The 15,332-nt window shown below is 69.4% G+C and carries 14 protein-coding genes and 1 pseudogene; 9 read left to right on the forward strand and 6 right to left on the reverse strand.

Features of this window, described 5'->3' with window-relative positions; all coding sequences use genetic code 11:
- Together AB4Z01_RS19210 and lptG are read right to left on the reverse strand one after the other, a co-directional pair.
- Positions 1–1,293, reverse strand: coding sequence for a peptidylprolyl isomerase (locus AB4Z01_RS19210; RefSeq protein WP_441696171.1), 1,293 nt, complete (start codon positions 1,291–1,293; stop codon positions 1–3).
- A 98-nt stretch (positions 1,294–1,391) separates the two neighbouring features.
- Positions 1,392–2,486: an LPS export ABC transporter permease LptG gene (gene lptG, locus AB4Z01_RS19215; protein WP_441696173.1), complete on the reverse strand. Its 1,095-nt coding sequence runs from the start codon at positions 2,484–2,486 to the stop codon at positions 1,392–1,394.
- A gap of 202 nt (positions 2,487–2,688) precedes the next feature.
- On the opposite strand from lptG, the gene AB4Z01_RS19220 reads away from it, so the two are divergent.
- From AB4Z01_RS19220 to AB4Z01_RS19235, 4 genes are all read left to right on the forward strand, one after another.
- Positions 2,689–4,194: a leucyl aminopeptidase gene (locus tag AB4Z01_RS19220; RefSeq protein ID WP_441696175.1), complete on the forward strand. Its 1,506-nt coding sequence runs from the start codon at positions 2,689–2,691 to the stop codon at positions 4,192–4,194.
- Entirely contained in the window at positions 4,194–4,655 is a 462-nt protein-coding gene (locus tag AB4Z01_RS19225; protein WP_429229452.1) for a DNA polymerase III subunit chi, read from the forward strand. Before AB4Z01_RS19220 ends, AB4Z01_RS19225 begins: the two co-directional genes overlap by 1 nt.
- Entirely contained in the window at positions 4,652–5,362 is a 711-nt protein-coding gene (locus AB4Z01_RS19230; protein WP_441696177.1) for a phosphatase PAP2 family protein, read from the forward strand. The genes AB4Z01_RS19225 and AB4Z01_RS19230 overlap by 4 nt, the downstream gene beginning before the upstream one ends.
- Before the next feature lie 123 nt (positions 5,363–5,485).
- Positions 5,486–7,807 carry a xanthine dehydrogenase family protein molybdopterin-binding subunit gene (locus tag AB4Z01_RS19235; RefSeq protein ID WP_441696179.1) on the forward strand — a complete coding sequence of 774 codons (2,322 nt, stop codon included), beginning with the start codon at positions 5,486–5,488 and terminating at the stop codon, positions 7,805–7,807.
- 152 nt (positions 7,808–7,959) lie between these two features.
- Here the strand turns inward: AB4Z01_RS19235 and AB4Z01_RS19240 are convergent, their stop codons facing one another.
- A complete protein-coding gene (locus AB4Z01_RS19240) occupies positions 7,960–9,843 on the reverse strand; it encodes an ABC-F family ATP-binding cassette domain-containing protein (RefSeq protein WP_441696181.1) in 1,884 nt (627 codons plus the stop codon).
- A 129-nt stretch (positions 9,844–9,972) separates the two neighbouring features.
- On the opposite strand from AB4Z01_RS19240, the gene ndk reads away from it, so the two are divergent.
- Positions 9,973–10,392 carry a nucleoside-diphosphate kinase gene (gene ndk / locus AB4Z01_RS19245; RefSeq protein WP_395675343.1) on the forward strand — a complete coding sequence of 140 codons (420 nt, stop codon included), beginning with the start codon at positions 9,973–9,975 and terminating at the stop codon, positions 10,390–10,392.
- A gap of 112 nt (positions 10,393–10,504) precedes the next feature.
- Here ndk and AB4Z01_RS19250 read toward each other — a convergent pair whose 3' ends face one another.
- The 3 genes from AB4Z01_RS19250 to purM all read right to left on the reverse strand — a co-directional run bounded on the left by AB4Z01_RS19250 (position 10,505) and on the right by purM (position 12,491).
- The gene (locus tag AB4Z01_RS19250) at positions 10,505–10,648 is read right to left on the reverse strand and encodes an aa3-type cytochrome c oxidase subunit IV (RefSeq protein ID WP_429229448.1); all 144 of its coding nucleotides are present in this window, start codon (positions 10,646–10,648) and stop codon (positions 10,505–10,507) included.
- Positions 10,649–10,773: 125 nt separating this feature from the next.
- Positions 10,774–11,421 (reverse strand): phosphoribosylglycinamide formyltransferase, encoded by a 648-nt coding sequence (gene purN, locus AB4Z01_RS19255; RefSeq protein WP_441696183.1) that lies wholly within the window; start codon positions 11,419–11,421, stop codon positions 10,774–10,776.
- Positions 11,409–12,491 carry a phosphoribosylformylglycinamidine cyclo-ligase gene (gene purM / locus AB4Z01_RS19260; RefSeq protein WP_441696185.1) on the reverse strand — a complete coding sequence of 361 codons (1,083 nt, stop codon included), beginning with the start codon at positions 12,489–12,491 and terminating at the stop codon, positions 11,409–11,411. Before purM ends, purN begins: the two co-directional genes overlap by 13 nt.
- 86 nt (positions 12,492–12,577) lie before the next feature.
- Between purM and AB4Z01_RS19265 the strand changes: the two genes are divergently transcribed.
- From AB4Z01_RS19265 to AB4Z01_RS19280, 4 genes and pseudogenes are all read left to right on the forward strand, one after another.
- Positions 12,578–13,291 carry a hypothetical protein gene (locus AB4Z01_RS19265; protein WP_441696187.1) on the forward strand — a complete coding sequence of 238 codons (714 nt, stop codon included), beginning with the start codon at positions 12,578–12,580 and terminating at the stop codon, positions 13,289–13,291.
- Positions 13,292–13,341: 50 nt separating this feature from the next.
- Positions 13,342–13,899 carry a CDP-alcohol phosphatidyltransferase family protein gene (locus AB4Z01_RS19270; RefSeq protein WP_441696189.1) on the forward strand — a complete coding sequence of 186 codons (558 nt, stop codon included), beginning with the start codon at positions 13,342–13,344 and terminating at the stop codon, positions 13,897–13,899.
- Positions 13,896–14,990: an AI-2E family transporter gene (locus AB4Z01_RS19275; RefSeq protein WP_441696191.1), complete on the forward strand. Its 1,095-nt coding sequence runs from the start codon at positions 13,896–13,898 to the stop codon at positions 14,988–14,990. The genes AB4Z01_RS19270 and AB4Z01_RS19275 overlap by 4 nt, the downstream gene beginning before the upstream one ends.
- A gap of 17 nt (positions 14,991–15,007) precedes the next feature.
- Positions 15,008–15,332 (forward strand): annotated as a pseudogene (locus AB4Z01_RS19280) (HdaA/DnaA family protein); the annotation flags it as partial.

Raw genomic sequence — 15,332 nt, forward strand, 5'->3', positions numbered from 1 at the left:
TCAGAGCCGGATGTCGATATAGGCGTTGCCGCGCAGGTCGCGCAGCAGCCGGCGCTGCATCATGTCGATCTTCTGGTCGGCCAGGGCGCCGCGAATCTGGTCGCGGTCGACGCCATCGGTCGGGGCATCCTGGCGGGAGCAGACCATCATCACGGCGACGCCGTTCGGCACGCGCAGCGGCGAGCTGACCTGGCCGTCGGGCAGGGCGCTGACCACCTGGCGCATCGCGTCGGGCAGGCGGTTGAGCATGACGTCGCCCAGATCGGTATTGGCGGTCACGCCCAGTTCCTTGGCCTTGGCCTGGAAGGCCTCGCAGCCGTTCACGCTGGAGAAGTCGTTGCGCATCTGCGAGACCACCGTCTCCACCCGGTTGCGCGGCGCGGTCGGCGGCACCGGGACGACGATCTGGTTCAGGCGGACCTTGACGCCCGTCGCGGTGGCGGCATTGACCGTGCGCTTGTCGCGCAGCAGCAGGATGTTGTAGCCGCCGAGGGTGCGGATCGGGTCCGACACCTGGCCCTGCTGCATGGTGCCGAGGACCTGGTCGAGCGCGGGTTCGAGCTGCCCGGCCAGCACCCAGCCCATATCGCCGCCGCCCTGGGCCCCGGCGGCCKGGCTGAACTGGCGTGCCACGGCCGGGAAAGGGGCACCGCGCCGGATTTCGGAGACCAGCCGGTCGGCCAGGGCCTTGACCTGGGCTTCGCCGGAATCCTGATCGACCGCGAGGAAGATCGAGGCGACGAGATATTGCGGCTTGCCCTGGTTGGCCTTCAGCCGCTCCACCACCTCATCGATCTGAGTGTCCGAGACCTCGACCTGGGACAGGAAGCGGCGCTGGATCAGCTGGCGCCAGGCAAGCTGGGAGCGCACCTGGCCTTCCAGCGCGCTCTGCGGCACGCCGGTGGATTTCAGCATGGTGAACAGCTGCTGAGTCGACATCTTGTTCTGGCCGGCGATCGCCGCCAGCGCCCGGTCCACATCCGCGTCGGGGACGGCGATGCCGGAGCGCTTGGCCTCCTGGCCCTGCAGCTTCTCGTCGATCAGCAGGCGCAGCACCTGGGGCAGCAGCCGCTGCTGGGCGTCCGGCGTCGCCGGCAGGCCGCTGCTCATCAGCGCCAGGCGCATGCGCATCTGCAGGTCGGCCACGGTGATCACGTCGTCATTGACCACCGCGGCGATGGTGCCGACGGCGGAGGCCGGGGCGGGGCGGGTCTGGGCCATGACCGCGGGAGCGGCCAGAGAGGTGATGGCCAGGACCAGGGCGACAATCGGGGCCGACAGGCGACGGATCATGAGGGCGACACGGCCTCGCAGTTGAAAGGCGCAGATACAGCACGTGACTTTGGCCGACTCAAGGCAAAAGCGGCCGGATTCAGGGACGGCATGGCGGGCTAACCATCCTCGAGATGAAGCAGCGCGGCGACGCCGAACAGAAGCGCGACCCCGGAGGTGGCCCAGGCGGCCATCGGCACCGGCAGCGTTCCGGCCCGGCCGAGCGCCGCGACGATGTCGCCGAGCACGAAGATCGAGAAGCCGGTGACGATGGCGCCGACGATCATCAGCACGGTGTCGACCCGGCGCCCCGGCCGCAGGCTGAAGGCCGCAGCGACCAGGATCATCGCCGCCATCAGCAGCGGCTGCGACAGCAGCCCCTGATAGGCGATGCGGTAGCGGGTCGAGGAGAAGCCGGTGGCCTCGAGGTTGCGGATATAGTCCGGCAGGTCCCAGAACGAGATGGTCTGTTGCGAGGCGAACCGCTCCTGGATGCCGTTGCGGGTCAGGTTGCTGGGGATCGAGGTGGTGGCGACATGCTCCGCCGGCGTCTCGCCCTTCATCACCCAGGCGTCGCTGATCACCCAGCGGCCGTCCTGCAGCTGGGCGCTGGCGGCGTCGATCCGGCCCTGATAGCTCTCGTCCGGGTTCAGCAGCAGGAACATCGCGTTCTGCAGCTGGTCGCCGTTGCCGCCGACCTTCTCGGCATGGATGACGACGATCCCGCTCTCGTCCTTCTGGCGCAGCCAGAAACCGGTCCTGGCCACCTTCATGACGTCGCCGGTGCCGCCGAGGAAGTCGAGGTCCAGCCGCTCGAAGCGGCTGTACATCGCCGCCGAGACCGGGTTGACCACGGTGATCTTGACCACGCCCAGCACCATCGCCACGGCGATCACCGGCGCCAGGAACTGCCAGGCCGACAGGCCGGCGGCACGGGCGACCACCAGCTCGCGGCTGCGGGTCATGCGCCAGAAGGTCACCATCGCCGCGATCAGCACCGCGAAGTGGAACAGGATCTCGATATCGCTCGGCAGCTTGAAGGCGGCCAGGGTGAAGGCCAGGCTCACCGGCAGCTCGGGAATGGAGCTGACCTGGCGCACGAACTCGACGAATTCGAACACCGCGATCACGCCGCTCAGCACCAGCAGCACGGCCATGAACCAGAACAGGAACTGCCGCACGATATAGGCGTAGAGGGTGGGGGAACGAACCATCGGGTGCGGGCTGGCCTGTGGGTGCCGGTTGGGCGGGTCGGCGGATCTTCTACAACAGACGGCCCCTCGCGGCGACAACCAAGGAGGTCGCAGCCGGGCGGCAGCACCGTTTTCGACCGGTGACGGCTGTGAAACCCGCTGTTACCTTGCAGGTTCCGCCGCCTTGGCCGCGGCCATCGGAAATCGCCCGGAAGACGACAAGATGCAGATCTCCTTCGCCCCGCCCGCTTCCGTGGAAGCCGGCGCCCTGGTGCTCGGCGTGTTTGCCGACGGAGTCCTCTCGACGGCCGCCGCCGCGGTCGACAAACGGTCGAAGGGGTCGCTGTCGCGGGCGCTGAAGGCCGCGCCGAAGTTCAAGGGCGGCCGCGACGAGACCCTGACCCTGTATGGTCTTGCCGGTATCGGCGCCGACCAGGTCGTGCTGTTCGGCCTCGGCAAGCCGGAGGAGGTCGATGCGGTCCGGCTGCAGCGGGCGGGCGGCGCGGTCGCCGCCCTGCTGAACCAGGCCCGGATCAATGAGGCGACGGCCCAGTTCGAGGGCATCGTCCTCGCCGGCCAGGGCGCGGGGGCCGCAGCCGCCGAATTCGCCTTCGGTGCCCGGCTGCGGGCTTGGCGCTTCGAGCGCTATCACACCAAGGAGAAGGCCGAGGCGAAGCCGACGCTGACGAGCCTGACAGTGCAGACCGGCGAGGCCGCGGCGGCGAAGAAGATCTTCGCCCGCGCCGATGCCGTGGCCCAGGGCGTGTTCCTGACCCGCGAGCTGGTGTCGGAGCCGGCCAACATCCTCCATCCGGAGAGCTTTGCCGCCAAGGCCAAGGAGCTGGCGGATCTCGGCGTCGAGGTCGAGATCCTCGGCGAGAAGCAGATGCGCAAGCTCGGCATGGGCGCGCTGCTCGGCGTCGGCCAGGGCTCGGCGCGCGAGAGCCAGCTGGTGGTGCTGCAGTGGAAGGGCGCCGGCGGCAAGCGCAAGGACGAGGCGCCGATCGCCTTCGTCGGCAAGGGCGTGACCTTCGACACCGGCGGCATCTCGCTCAAGCCCGGCCAGGGCATGTGGGACATGAAGTGGGACATGGGTGGCGCCGGCGTGGTCACCGGGCTGTTCAAGGCGCTGGCGCTGCGCAAGGCCAAGGTCAATGCGGTCGGCGTGCTCGGCCTGGTCGAGAACATGCCGTCGGGCGACGCCCAGCGGCCGGGCGACATCGTCACCTCGATGTCCGGCCAGACCATCGAGGTCTGGAACACCGATGCCGAGGGCCGGCTCGTGCTGGCCGACGCGCTCTGGTACACGCAGGACCGGTTCAAGCCGAAGGCGATGGTCAACCTGGCCACGCTGACCGGCGCGGTCATCATCGCGCTGGGCACCGACCATGCCGGGCTGTTCGCCAATGACGACGCGCTGGCCGAGAAGCTGACCGCCGCCGGCAAGGCGGTCGAGGAGAAGCTGTGGCGCCTGCCGCTGGGCGACGCCTATGACAAGCAGATCGACAGCGACATCGCCGACATGAAGAACATCACCGGCAGCCGCGACGCCGGGTCGATCATTGGCGGGCAGTTCCTGCAGCGCTTCGTCAACAAGGTGCCCTGGGCCCATCTCGACATCGCCGGCACCACCTGGTCCAGCAAGGACACGCCGACGGTGCCGAAGGGCGCCACCGCCTTCGGCGTGCGGCTGCTGGACCGCTTCGTGACCGACAACTACGAAGGCTGATGGCCGAGATCCGGTTCTATCACCTGACCGCGCGGACGTTCGAGCAGACCCTGCCGGTGCTGCTCGACCGGACGCTGCAGCGCGGTTGGCGCGCCGTGGTCAGCGTCGGCTCGGAGGAGCGGGTGGAGAGCCTGGCCGGCCATCTCTGGACCTACTCCAAGGAAGGCTTCCTGCCGCACGGCACCAAGCGCGACGGCTTCGCCGAGGAGCAGCCGGTCTGGATCAGCGACCATGTGGAGAACCCGAACGCCGCCCAGGTGCTGTTCCTGGGCGACGGCGCGGAGTCGGACGGCGATGGCGGCTTTGCCACGGTCTGTGACCTGTTCGACGGCAACGACCCGGAGGCGGTGCAGGCCGCGCGCGGGCGCTGGAAGCGCCTCCGCGACGCCGGCCACACCCTGGTCTACTACCAGCAGGACGAGGCCGGGGCCTGGAGCGAGAAGCAACGGGTGGGCGGGTGACGCCGCGCACGGCGCTGTGGCTCGCAGTCGCCCTCTGTGTCCTGCTGGTCCTCCTGCCCGGGATCGACCTCGTCGTCTCCGGCTGGTTCTACGCCGCCGGCAGCGGCTTCGCCTGGGACGGCGCGCCGCTGGCGGAGGCGATCCACGAGGCGGTGCAGATCCTGGTCCGCACCGCCGCTGTGCTGCTGCTCGTCGCGACGCTCTGGACCTGGCTGGCGCAGCGGCGACTGCTCGGCCTCGACGCGCGGCGCTGGACCTTTCTGGCCCTGGCGCTGGCGCTCGGTCCGGGGCTGATCGCCAACGCCGTGCTGAAGGATCATTGGGGCCGAGCCCGGCCGCGCCAGGTCGAGGCCTTCGGCGGCAGTGCCGTCTTCACACCGCCGCTGATCCCGGCCGGCCAGTGCGGCCGCAACTGCTCCTTCGTCGCCGGCGACCCGACCGTCGGCTTCGTTGTCCACAGCGTCGCCTATGTCGTGCCGGCGCGGCGGCGGCGGCGGATCTTCTGGGGATCGATGGCGCTGGGCGGGCTCCTGGGCCTGCTGCGCATCGGCATGGGCGGGCATTTCTTCAGCGACGTGGTCTTCGCCGCCGCGGTGATCCTGCTGGTCAGCGCCGGGCTTTACACCCTGCTGTTCGATCGTTGGCGCACGGCCGCCGCCTGGCGCGACTTCATCCGTGGCCTGATCCGCTGGCCAGAGCCGGGGTGAGTTACAGCCGTAGCCAATTGTCCGGCAAGTGATGCGCGGCCGCAATTCGCGACCATATAGACTGACAGCCAAGGCCGCTGCGGGTCAGGCATCCGCGCGGTTCCCCAGACAAGGTGACGAGTGATGACGGACGGATCGACTGTCGGACGGTTCGGCAGCGGGCGCGAGGTGCGGCGGATCGAGGATGCCGGGCTGCTGGCCGGCGCCGGCCGGTTCAGCGACGACATCTCCCTGCCGGGACAAACCTATCTCGGCTTCCTGCGCTCGCCGCATCCGCATGCCCGGATCGTGTCGATCGACGCCTCGGCGGCGTTGGCGATGCCCGGTGTGGTCGCCGTGGTGACCGGCGCCGACCTGATCGCGGACGGGGTGAAGCCGCTGCCGCTGGCGCCGATCTTCAAGCGGCCGGACGGCTCGCCCGGCGCGTCGCCGCTGCGGYCGGCGCTGGCGCATGAGATCGTGCGCTTCGTCGGCGAGGCCGTCGTCGCCTTGGTGGCCGAGAGCCGTGGCGTGCTGAAGGACGCGCTCGACACCATTGTCGTCGAGTATGACGAGCTGCCCGCGGTCACCGGCGTGGCGCAGGTCCTGGCGCCGGACGCGCCGCAGGTCTGGCCGGCCGCGACCGGCAACATCGCGGCGCAGATGCGGCACGGCGATGCCGCGGCGACCGACGCCGCCTTCCACGCCGCCGCCCATGTCGTCTCGCTCGACCTCGTCAACCAGCGGCTGGCGCCGACGCCGATGGAGCCGCGCAGCTCGCAGGCCGAGTACGACGCCCAGACCGACAAGCTGACCCTGCGCCTGTCGAGCCAGATGCCGTCCGGCGCCCGTGACACGCTGTGCGACGCGGTGCTCGGCATCCCGCGTGAGAAGGTGCGGGTGGTGGTCGACGATGTCGGCGGCGGCTTCGGCATGAAGACCGGCCTCTACCCCGAGGACATCATGGTGGCCTATGCCGCGCGCAAGCTGCAGCGCCCGGTGAAATGGACCGCCGAGCGGATCGAGGAGTTCCTGGCGGCGACCCATGGCCGCGATGTCGAGAGCCGTGCCGAGCTGGCGCTGGACGAGACCGGCAAGGTGCTGGGCTACCGGGTGCGGTCGTATGCCAATGTCGGCGCCTACGCCACCACGGCGGGCATCATCATCCAGCTGATGATCGGCCCCTGGGTGTCGACCAGCATCTACGACATCCGCACCATCGATTTCGATTTCACGGCCCTCCTAACCCATACGGCGCCGACCGGCGCCTATCGCGGGGCTGGGCGGCCGGAGGCGATCTATCTGATCGAGCGGCTGTTCGACGCCGCGGCGCGCCAGCTCGGCCTTGACCCGGTCGAGATCCGGCGCCGCAACCTCATCCATCCCGAGCAGATGCCCTACACCAACGCGATGGGGCAGACCTATGACAGCGGCAGGTTCGGCTCGATCATCGACCAGGCCGTGGACCTCGCCGACTGGGACGGCTTCGCCGCGCGTGAGGCCGAGTCCCGGGCCCGCGGCAAACTGCGCGGCCGCGGCCTGGCCTCGTTCCTGGAATGGACCGGCGGCAATGTGTTCGAGGAGCGGGTGACGGTCCAGGTCTCCGGCGACGGCGACATCGAGATCTATGCCGCAACCATGCCGATGGGGCAGGGGATCGCGACCTCCTACGCCCAGCTGGTGGTCGACGTCTTCGGCGTGCCGATCGACAGGATCCGCATCGTCATGGGCGACACCGACCGCGGCCAGGGCTTCGGCAGCGCCGGGTCGCGGTCGCTGTTCACCGCCGGCTCGGCGATCCGCCACGCCTCCGAACGCGCGGTCGACACCGGCCGCGAGCTGGCCGGCGACGCGCTGGAGGCTGCGGCGGCCGACATCGAATATGCCGAGGGTGAGTTCCGGATCGCCGGCACCGACCGCGGCGTCGGCCTGTTCGAGCTCGCCGATCGCCAGCCCGACCGCCGCATCTTCATCGACGCCACCAGCACGGTGAAGGGGCCGAGCTGGCCGAATGGCTGCCATATCTGCGAGATCGAGCTGGACCCCGAGACCGGCACAGTAGACATCGTCTCTTACGTCTCGGCCAACGATGTCGGGCGGGTGGTCAACCCGATGATCGTGCGCGGCCAGCTCGACGGCGGCGCGGTCCAGGGCATCGGCCAGGCGCTGGGCGAGCACATGGTCTATGACCGCGAGACCGGGCAGGTCATGACCGCGACGCTGATGGATTACGGCGTGCCGCGGGCGGACGTGATCCGCAGCTTCGTCCACGTGCTCGACGAATCGATCCCGTGCCTGAACAACCCGCTCGGGGTGAAGGGCGTGGGCGAGCTCGGCACCATCGGCGCCACCCCGGCGGTGGTCAACGCCGTCGCCGACGCCCTGGTGCGCGCCGGCCATGGCGAGGCCGCCGACCGGCTGCAGATGCCGCTGACCCCGGCGGTGGTATGGGAGGCGCTGCGGTAACGGAGGGGCGGAGCCACCCCCTCACCCGAAATCGCTGTCGCGATTTCGACCTCTCCCCAAGGAGAGGCGAGGGAGCGGCGCTCCTGTTTCCCTCGCCTCGGGGAGAGGGAGGGGCCCGTCGCGTTGGCGACGGGAGGGTGAGGGGGTAAGCCTCAGCCCGCCAGCGCCTGCGCCGCCTCCAGCTTGCCGTTGGCCTCCAGCCAGGCTTCCTCGGCGGCGTCCAGCTTGCTTTGCACGTCGTGCGCCGCGATCTGCTGCTCGGTCGCTGCCGCGGGGTTGTTGTAGAGCGCGGTGTCGGCCAGCTTCGCCTCGATCGCCTTCTTCTCCCGCTCCAGCCCTTGGATCCGCTTCTCGATGTCGCGGATCGCCAGGCGCAGCGGCGCCAGCTGAGCACGGGCCTCGGCGGCGGCGCGGCGCTGCTCCTTGCGGTCGGCCTGGCTTAGCTTGTCCCCCTGCCGCCCGGCGCGCTCCTGCCGGCGCTGTTCGTTCAGCAGGCGGCGGTAGTCGTCGAGGTCGCCTTCGAACGGGCTGACCGCGCCGTCCTTGACCAGCAGCAGCCGGTCGGCGGTCAGCTCGATCAGATGCGGGTCATGGGTGATCAGCACCACCGCGCCGTCATACTCGTTCAGCGCCTGCACCAGCGCCTGGCGGCTGTCGACGTCGAGATGGTTGGTCGGTTCGTCGAGCAGCAGCAATTGCGGCGCCTCGCGCGCCATCAGGGCCAGGAGCAGCCGCGCCTTCTCGCCGCCCGACATGTCGCCGATCCGGGTCTCCGACCGGCGCTGGACGAAGCCGAAGCGGCCGAGATGGGCCCGGATCTTCTCGTCGGTCGAATTCGGCATCACCCGCCGCGCCTGGGCGATGGCGTTCAGCGACAGGTCCAGCTCTTCCGCCTGGTGCTGGGCGAAATAGCCGACCTTGAGCTTGTTGGACTTGCGCAGCTGCCCGGACATCGGCTGCAGGCGGCCGGCGAACAGCTTGACCAGCGTCGACTTGCCGTTGCCGTTGGCGCCCAGCAGCGCGATGCGGTCGTCCATGTCGATCCGCATGTCGAGATTCTTCAGGACCGGGCGCTCGTCATAGCCGACGGTGACCTTGTCCAGCACCAGGATCGGCGGCGCCAGCTCCTCCGGCGGCGGGAAGTCGAAGCTGATCGACTGGCCTTCGACCAGCGCCACGATCGGCTCCATCTTCTCCAGCGCCTTGACCCGGCTCTGCGCCTGGCGGGCCTTGGTGGCCTTGGCCTTGAAGCGGTCGATGAAGCTCTGCATGTGGGCGCGCTGGGCGATCTGCCGCTTCTGCAGCGCCGCCAGGTGGTCCAGCCGCATGCGGCGCGTCTGCTCGAACTGGTCGTAGCCGCCGGTGTAGGCGGTCAGCTTGCCGTTCTCGAGATGGATCGTGGTGTCGACCACCCGGTTCAGCAGGTCGCGGTCGTGGCTGACCATCAGGATGGTGTGCGGGTAGGATTTCAGCCAGGTCTCGAGCCACAGCGTGGCCTCGAGGTCGAGATGGTTGGTCGGCTCGTCGAGCAGCAGCAGGTCGGGCTGCAGGAACAGCGTCGCCGCCAGGGCCACGCGCATGCGCATGCCGCCCGACAGGTCGCCGACCTGCCGGCCTTGAGCCTCGGTGTCGAAGCCGAGGCCGGCGAGGATGGTAGCGGCACGGGCCGGGGCGGTGTGGGCGTCGATGTCGACGAGGCGGGTGTGGATCTCGCCGATCCGGTCCGGATCCTCGGCGGTCTCCGCTTCCTCCATCAGGGCGGCGCGCTCGGTGTCGGCGGCCAGCACGGTGTCTAGCAGGCTGGCCGACCCTTCCGGCGCGTCCTGGGCCACGCTGGCCATGCGCCAGCGCCCGGGATAGCTGATCTGGCCGCCGTCGAGCCCGATCTCCTTGCGGATCGCGCGCAGCAGCGTCGACTTGCCGGTGCCGTTGTGGCCGACGAGACCGGCCTTGTGCCCGGCCGCGACCGACACCGAAGCGGAGTCGAGCAGCACGCGGCCGGCGATGCGGATGGTGATGTCCTGGATCTGAAGCATGGCGGCGGCGTCATAGCACGACCGGGCCGGATTCGGGCCTGCGGATTCGGCTTCGGTTGCCGGATCGGGGCCGCCCGTCTATAAGGCCGCGCAATTCCGATCGCCAACGCCTGAAAAACCGAGGATCCAATGGCCGAGCGCACCTTCTCCATCATCAAGCCGGACGCCACCCGCCGCAACCTGACCGGCAAGATCAACGCCAAGTTCGAGGAAGCCGGCCTGCGCATCGTCGCGCAGAAGCGGGTCCAGCTGAGCCGCGCCCAGGCCGAGGCCTTCTATGGCGTGCATGCGGCGCGGCCATTCTTCAATGATCTGTGCAACTTCATGATCTCGGGCCCGGTCGTGGTCCAGGTCCTGGAGGGCGACAACGCCGTGGCCCGCAACCGCGAGATCATGGGCGCCACCAACCCGGCCAATGCCGAGCCGGGCACCATCCGCAAGGAATTCGCGGAATCGATCGAGGCGAATTCGGTGCACGGCTCCGATTCGGCCGAGAACGCGGCGATCGAGATCGCCTTCTTCTTCGCCGGGACCGAGATCGTCGGCTGATCCGAAGCGCCTCGGGCCATTCCCACCGCGGTGGGAATGGCCGGGTACCGCTTTCGGCAACAAAAAAGGCCGGTCCCCACGGGGCCGGCCTTTTTTGCGCCGATGGCGAAAATCAGAGCAGGAACAGCGCCATGCCGATCAGCAGGATGGCGACGGCCACAATGCCCCAGGTGCTGAAACGCACGAAGCTGACATACATCTGCTTGCGCGAGGCCAGCAGTTCTTCCGGAACCTGATTCGTGCCTTCGCTGGCCATCGCGCCCATCCTCGTCACGCTTTCGTATGTTTGCGATCGAGGCACCATTTACGGGTGCCCCCCGGGCTTGTCCAGTGAAATAGGGTTTAATTGTCGCAGCGTCGAGTTGGACTTTGTGACAATTATCACAATGGGTTGCGGATCGCGCCTGCGGCGGCGTCCGCGCCCGTGATGCGAACCCGTCCATCCTCGATCCGGACCCGCCCCTCGGCGACCCAGCGCAAGGCCAGCGGATAGCAGCGATGCTCCTCGACCAGGATGCGCGCGGCCAGGCTGGCGGCGTCGTCGCCATCGAGCACCGGCACCGCCGCCTGGATTAGGATCGGCCCGTCATCGACCGCCGGGCGCACGATATGGACGGTGCAGCCGGCGAGCCTGACGCCCGCCGCCAGTGCCCGCTCATGCGTGTGCAGCCCCGGGAAGGCCGGCAGCAGCGATGGGTGGATGTTGAGGACGCGGTCCTGCCAGCGCTTAACGAAATCAGCGCTCAGCACTCGCATGAAGCCGGCCAGGCAGATCAGCTCGACCCCGGCGGCACGCATCGCCTCGTCCATCGCCGCCTCGAAGGCCGCCTTGGATGGGTAAGCCTTGCGGTCGACCGTGGCGGTGGCGAGGCCGTGACCGGCCGCGGCGGCCAAGCCGCCGGCGCGGGGAATGTCGGACAGCACCAGCGCGATCTCGGCCGGGAAGTCCGGCGCGGCGCAGGCCTCGGCCAGGGCCGCCATGTTGCTGCCCCGGCCGGAGATCAGGATACCGACCTTCAGACGGCCCATGCCGACTCCGTGCCCGCGATCGCGACGGAATGCCCGGCATCGGCGACGACCCGGCCGATGCGGTGAACCGTCTCGCCCTGGTCGGCCAGGATCGCCGACACTGAATCCGCCCGCTCAGGCGCCACGACCAGCACCATGCCGATGCCGCAGTTGTAGGTGCGGGCCAACTCGGCCGCGTCGAGTCCGCCCTGCGCCTTCAGCCAGCGGAACACCGGGGGCAGGGGCCAGGCGCCGGCGTCGAGGGCCACGCCGAGCCCGTCCGGCAGCACCCGCGGGATGTTCTCGGTCAGCCCGCCGCCGGTGATGTGCGCCAGGGCGTGGACGCCGCCGGCGCGGATGGCCGCGAGGCTGCTCTTCACATAGATCCGGGTCGGGGTCAGGAAGGCCTCGCCGACCGTGGTGTCGTTGGCGAAAGGCGCCGGCGCGTCCCAGGCCAGCCCGGCCTCGGCGACGGTGCGGCGCACCAGCGAGTAGCCGTTGGAGTGCACGCCGGTCGAGGCCAGGCCCAGCACCACGTCGCCGTCGCGCACGTCACGGCCGGTCAGGGCCTGATCGCGCTCGACCGCGCCGACGGCGAAGCCGGCCAGGTCGTAGTCGCCGGCGGCGTACATGCCCGGCATTTCCGCTGTCTCGCCGCCGATCAGGGCGCAGCCGGCCTGGCGGCAGCCCTCGGCGATGCCGCGCAGCACGCCGCCGCCGACCGAGCGGTCGAGCTTGCCGGACGCGAAATAGTCGAGGAAGAACAGCGGCTCGGCGCCCTGCACCACCAGGTCGTTGACGCACATGGCGACGAGGTCGATGCCGACCGTGTCGTGCCGGCCGGTCTCGATCGCCACCTTCAGCTTGGTGCCGACGCCGTCGGTCGCGGCGACCAGGATCGGGTCGCGGAAGCCGGCCGCCTTCGGGTCGAACAGCGCGCCGAAGCCGCCCAGCCCTTCCATCATCCCGCGCCGGCGTGTGCTCTCGGCCAGGGGCTTGATGTCGCCGACGAAGGCCTCGCCCTCGGCGATGTTCACGCCGGCCCGGCTATAGGCGTCAGAGGCTTCCTTGGGGTCGACCGGCGGGCACATGATGACCTCGCAGAGAGGGGTGCTATATAAAGGCGGATTATCCGTGCGGATGGGCGCGGACCATAGCGAAACCGGAAGGCATTGCAATGATGCTTCGCATCGGATCGACCCTGGCCCTGGCGGCCGCGCTTCTCTGCGCCGGGCTGGTGCCGGTGCGTGCCCAGACCCCCGGCGGCGCGCCGATCGCGGGCAGCGCCTCGGGCTATTCGGTGGACAATGTCGCGGTCGAGGCCAGCGCCGGGAACGCGACCGAGGCCCGCGCCAAGGCCTTCGCCCAGGGGCCGCGCAAGGGGCTGCAGCAGCTGTTGCAGCAGATCGGCGCCGATCCGGCCCGCGTCTCCGGCATGTCCGACGCCGATGTCGAGCGGCTGGTGCAGAGCTTCCAGGTGAAGTCGGAGCAGGCCTCACCCGGCCATTACGCCGCCAGCTTGGCCTATACCTTCCGCAGCTCCGGCGTGCAGCAGCTGCTGGCCGGCACCAGTGCTGCGACGCCGATCACCGCGACCGCCCCCGGCGCTGCGCCGGGGACCCCGCCGCAGCCCGGTTTCGAGGCGCGGGGATCGGTCACCGTCACCGTGCCGATCGCGGCGCCGGCCGACTGGTACGACGTGCAGGGCCGGCTGACCAAGCTCGGCGGCATGGTCTCGTCCTCGCTGGTCAGCCTGACGGCGCGACAGGCGGTGCTGGAGCTGCGCTTTCCCGGCGATCAGACACAGCTCAACCAGATCCTGGCGCAGCAAGGCCTGACGCTGCAGCAGGGCGCCCAGACGCTCGAGCTGCACCGCGCCGGCGGGCAGTAGCCTCCGGCGTGACCACATTCTTGCCATCGAGGTCAGGCCTTTTGCGCCGCATGGTCCGATACCTGCCGAACCTGCTGAGCCTTGCCCGTTTGGTGGTGGCCCCGGTCACCATCTGGCTGATCCTGGACGGCCGGCTGGTCACGGCTTTCTGGATGTTCTCGGCGGCGGCAGTGACCGATGCGCTCGACGGCATCCTGGCGCGCTGGCTGCAGGCGCGCACGGCGCTGGGCAGCTATCTCGACCCGATCGCCGACAAGTCGCTGCTGGTCGGCACCTATCTGGCCCTGACCTGGACGGCGGAGTTGCCGGTCTGGCTGGTGGTGCTGGTGGTGGCGCGTGACATCGGCCTGGTGCTGGGCGTGGTGGTGCTGCACTTCGCCGGCCGCGGCACCCGCTCGCTGACCCCGTCGATGATCAGCAAGCTGAACACGGTGATGCAGATCGCGCTGGTGGTGCTGGTGATGGCCGCGCCGGGGCTGGATGTCGACGCCAGCGGCGTGATCGCGGTCCTGGTCTGGATCGTGGCCGGCACCACCACCCTGTCGGCGATCGGCTATCTGCGTGAGACCATCCGCCGCTTCTTCACCCCAGCCGGGGCGCACGCGTGAACGGAACGTCCCAAATCCGCTTCTGGCTGATCGGCTTCGTCGTCTTCTGCCTCCTGGTGTGGCTGCTGAGCGGCGTGCTGGCGCCCTTCGTCACCGGCATGATCATCGCCTATCTGCTGGATCCGGCCTGCGACCGGCTGCAGCGGCTGGGCATGCCGCGCTGGCTGGCGACCACGGTGCTGCTGCTGTTGTTCGTGATCCTGGCAATCCTGGCGGTGCTGATCGTAGTGCCGATCCTGATCAACCAGGTCACCGGGTTGATCTCGGCCGCACCCGACTATGTGGCCCGGGCGACGGCGCGGCTGCAGCCGCTGATCGCAGATCTGCGCCACCGCGTGTCGGCGGCGAACTTCACCGAGATCCAGAAGGCGGTCAGCCAATATGCCGGCAGCGCCGTGTCCTGGATCGGCACGGTGCTGGGCAGCCTGTGGCAGGGTGGCATGGCGCTGATCGACCTGCTGTCGCTGGTCTTCATCACCCCGGTGGTCGCCTTCTACATGCTGCGCGACTGGGATCATATGGTCGAGGTGATCGACCACAACCTGCCTGTGGCGCAGCGCGAGACCATCCGTGGGCTGGGACGCGAGGTGAACTACACCCTGTCGCGCTTCATCCGCGGCCAGCTGATCGTCTGCCTGCTGCTTGGGCTGTTCTACGCCATCGCCCTGACCATCGTCGGCCTGAACTTCGGGCTTCTGGTCGGGCTGATGACCGGCATCCTGTCGATCATCCCCTATGTCGGCTCGCTGGTCGGCCTGGTCAGCTCGATGGGCATCGCGTTCGTGCAATATGACGACTGGACGATGTGGGCCGTGGTGCTCGGCATCTTCCTGCTTGGCCAGTTCCTGGAGGGCAATTTCGTCACCCCGAAGCTGGTCGGCGAATCGGTCGGCCTGCATCCGGTCTGGGTGATCTTCGCGCTGCTCGCCGCCGGCAGCCTGTTCGGCTTCACCGGCGTCATGCTGGCGGTGCCGATGGCGGCGGTGATCGGCGTGCTGACCAGGTTCGCCCTGCACCGCTACCGCCAGAGCGCGCTGTACGGCCCGCCACCCGCCGACCCGCCGGACATGAATATTCCCACCGTCTCATGAGCAGAAGCACTGGAGAGGTGGCCCAGTTCGTCTTCGATCTGTCGCTGCCCCCGGCCCTCGGGCCGGAGGATTTCATCGTTGCCGACAGCAACCGCGAAGCCGCCGGCTGGATCGCGCGCTGGCCCGATTGGCCCGGGCCCGTGCTCGCCCTGCACGGCGCGCCGGGAGCGGGGAAGAGCCACCTGCTCGGCATCTGGGCGCAACGTGCCGGTGCCCGCGGCCTTGCCGGCGGTGCGCTGGCCGCCACGGATCCGGCCGAGCTGGGTGCCGCCGGGGCGGTGGCGCTGGACGATGCCGATCGGGTGGCGGGCGATGCGGCGGCGGAGCGGGCGCTGTTCCACC

Source organism: Inquilinus sp. YAF38 (assembly GCF_052113205.1).
Lineage (GTDB): Bacteria > Pseudomonadota > Alphaproteobacteria > DSM-16000 > Inquilinaceae > Inquilinus.

Excerpts from the sequence above, each read along its gene's own strand:
- AB4Z01_RS19270 (WP_441696189.1), top strand. The coding sequence starts at position 13,342 with ATGGTCCGATACCTGCCGAACCTGCTGAGCCTTGCCCGTTTGGTGGTG.
- AB4Z01_RS19225 (WP_429229452.1), top strand. The coding sequence starts at position 4,194 with ATGGCCGAGATCCGGTTCTATCACCTGACCGCGCGGACGTTCGAGCAG.
- purM (WP_441696185.1), bottom strand. The coding sequence starts at position 12,491 with ATGTGCCCGCCGGTCGACCCCAAGGAAGCCTCTGACGCCTATAGCCGG.
- AB4Z01_RS19240 (WP_441696181.1), bottom strand. The coding sequence starts at position 9,843 with ATGCTTCAGATCCAGGACATCACCATCCGCATCGCCGGCCGCGTGCTG.
- lptG (WP_441696173.1), bottom strand. The coding sequence starts at position 2,486 with ATGGTTCGTTCCCCCACCCTCTACGCCTATATCGTGCGGCAGTTCCTG.
- AB4Z01_RS19265 (WP_441696187.1), top strand. The coding sequence starts at position 12,578 with ATGATGCTTCGCATCGGATCGACCCTGGCCCTGGCGGCCGCGCTTCTC.
- AB4Z01_RS19220 (WP_441696175.1), top strand. The coding sequence starts at position 2,689 with ATGCAGATCTCCTTCGCCCCGCCCGCTTCCGTGGAAGCCGGCGCCCTG.
- purN (WP_441696183.1), bottom strand. The coding sequence starts at position 11,421 with ATGGGCCGTCTGAAGGTCGGTATCCTGATCTCCGGCCGGGGCAGCAAC.
- AB4Z01_RS19250 (WP_429229448.1), bottom strand. The coding sequence starts at position 10,648 with ATGGCCAGCGAAGGCACGAATCAGGTTCCGGAAGAACTGCTGGCCTCG.
- ndk (WP_395675343.1), top strand. The coding sequence starts at position 9,973 with ATGGCCGAGCGCACCTTCTCCATCATCAAGCCGGACGCCACCCGCCGC.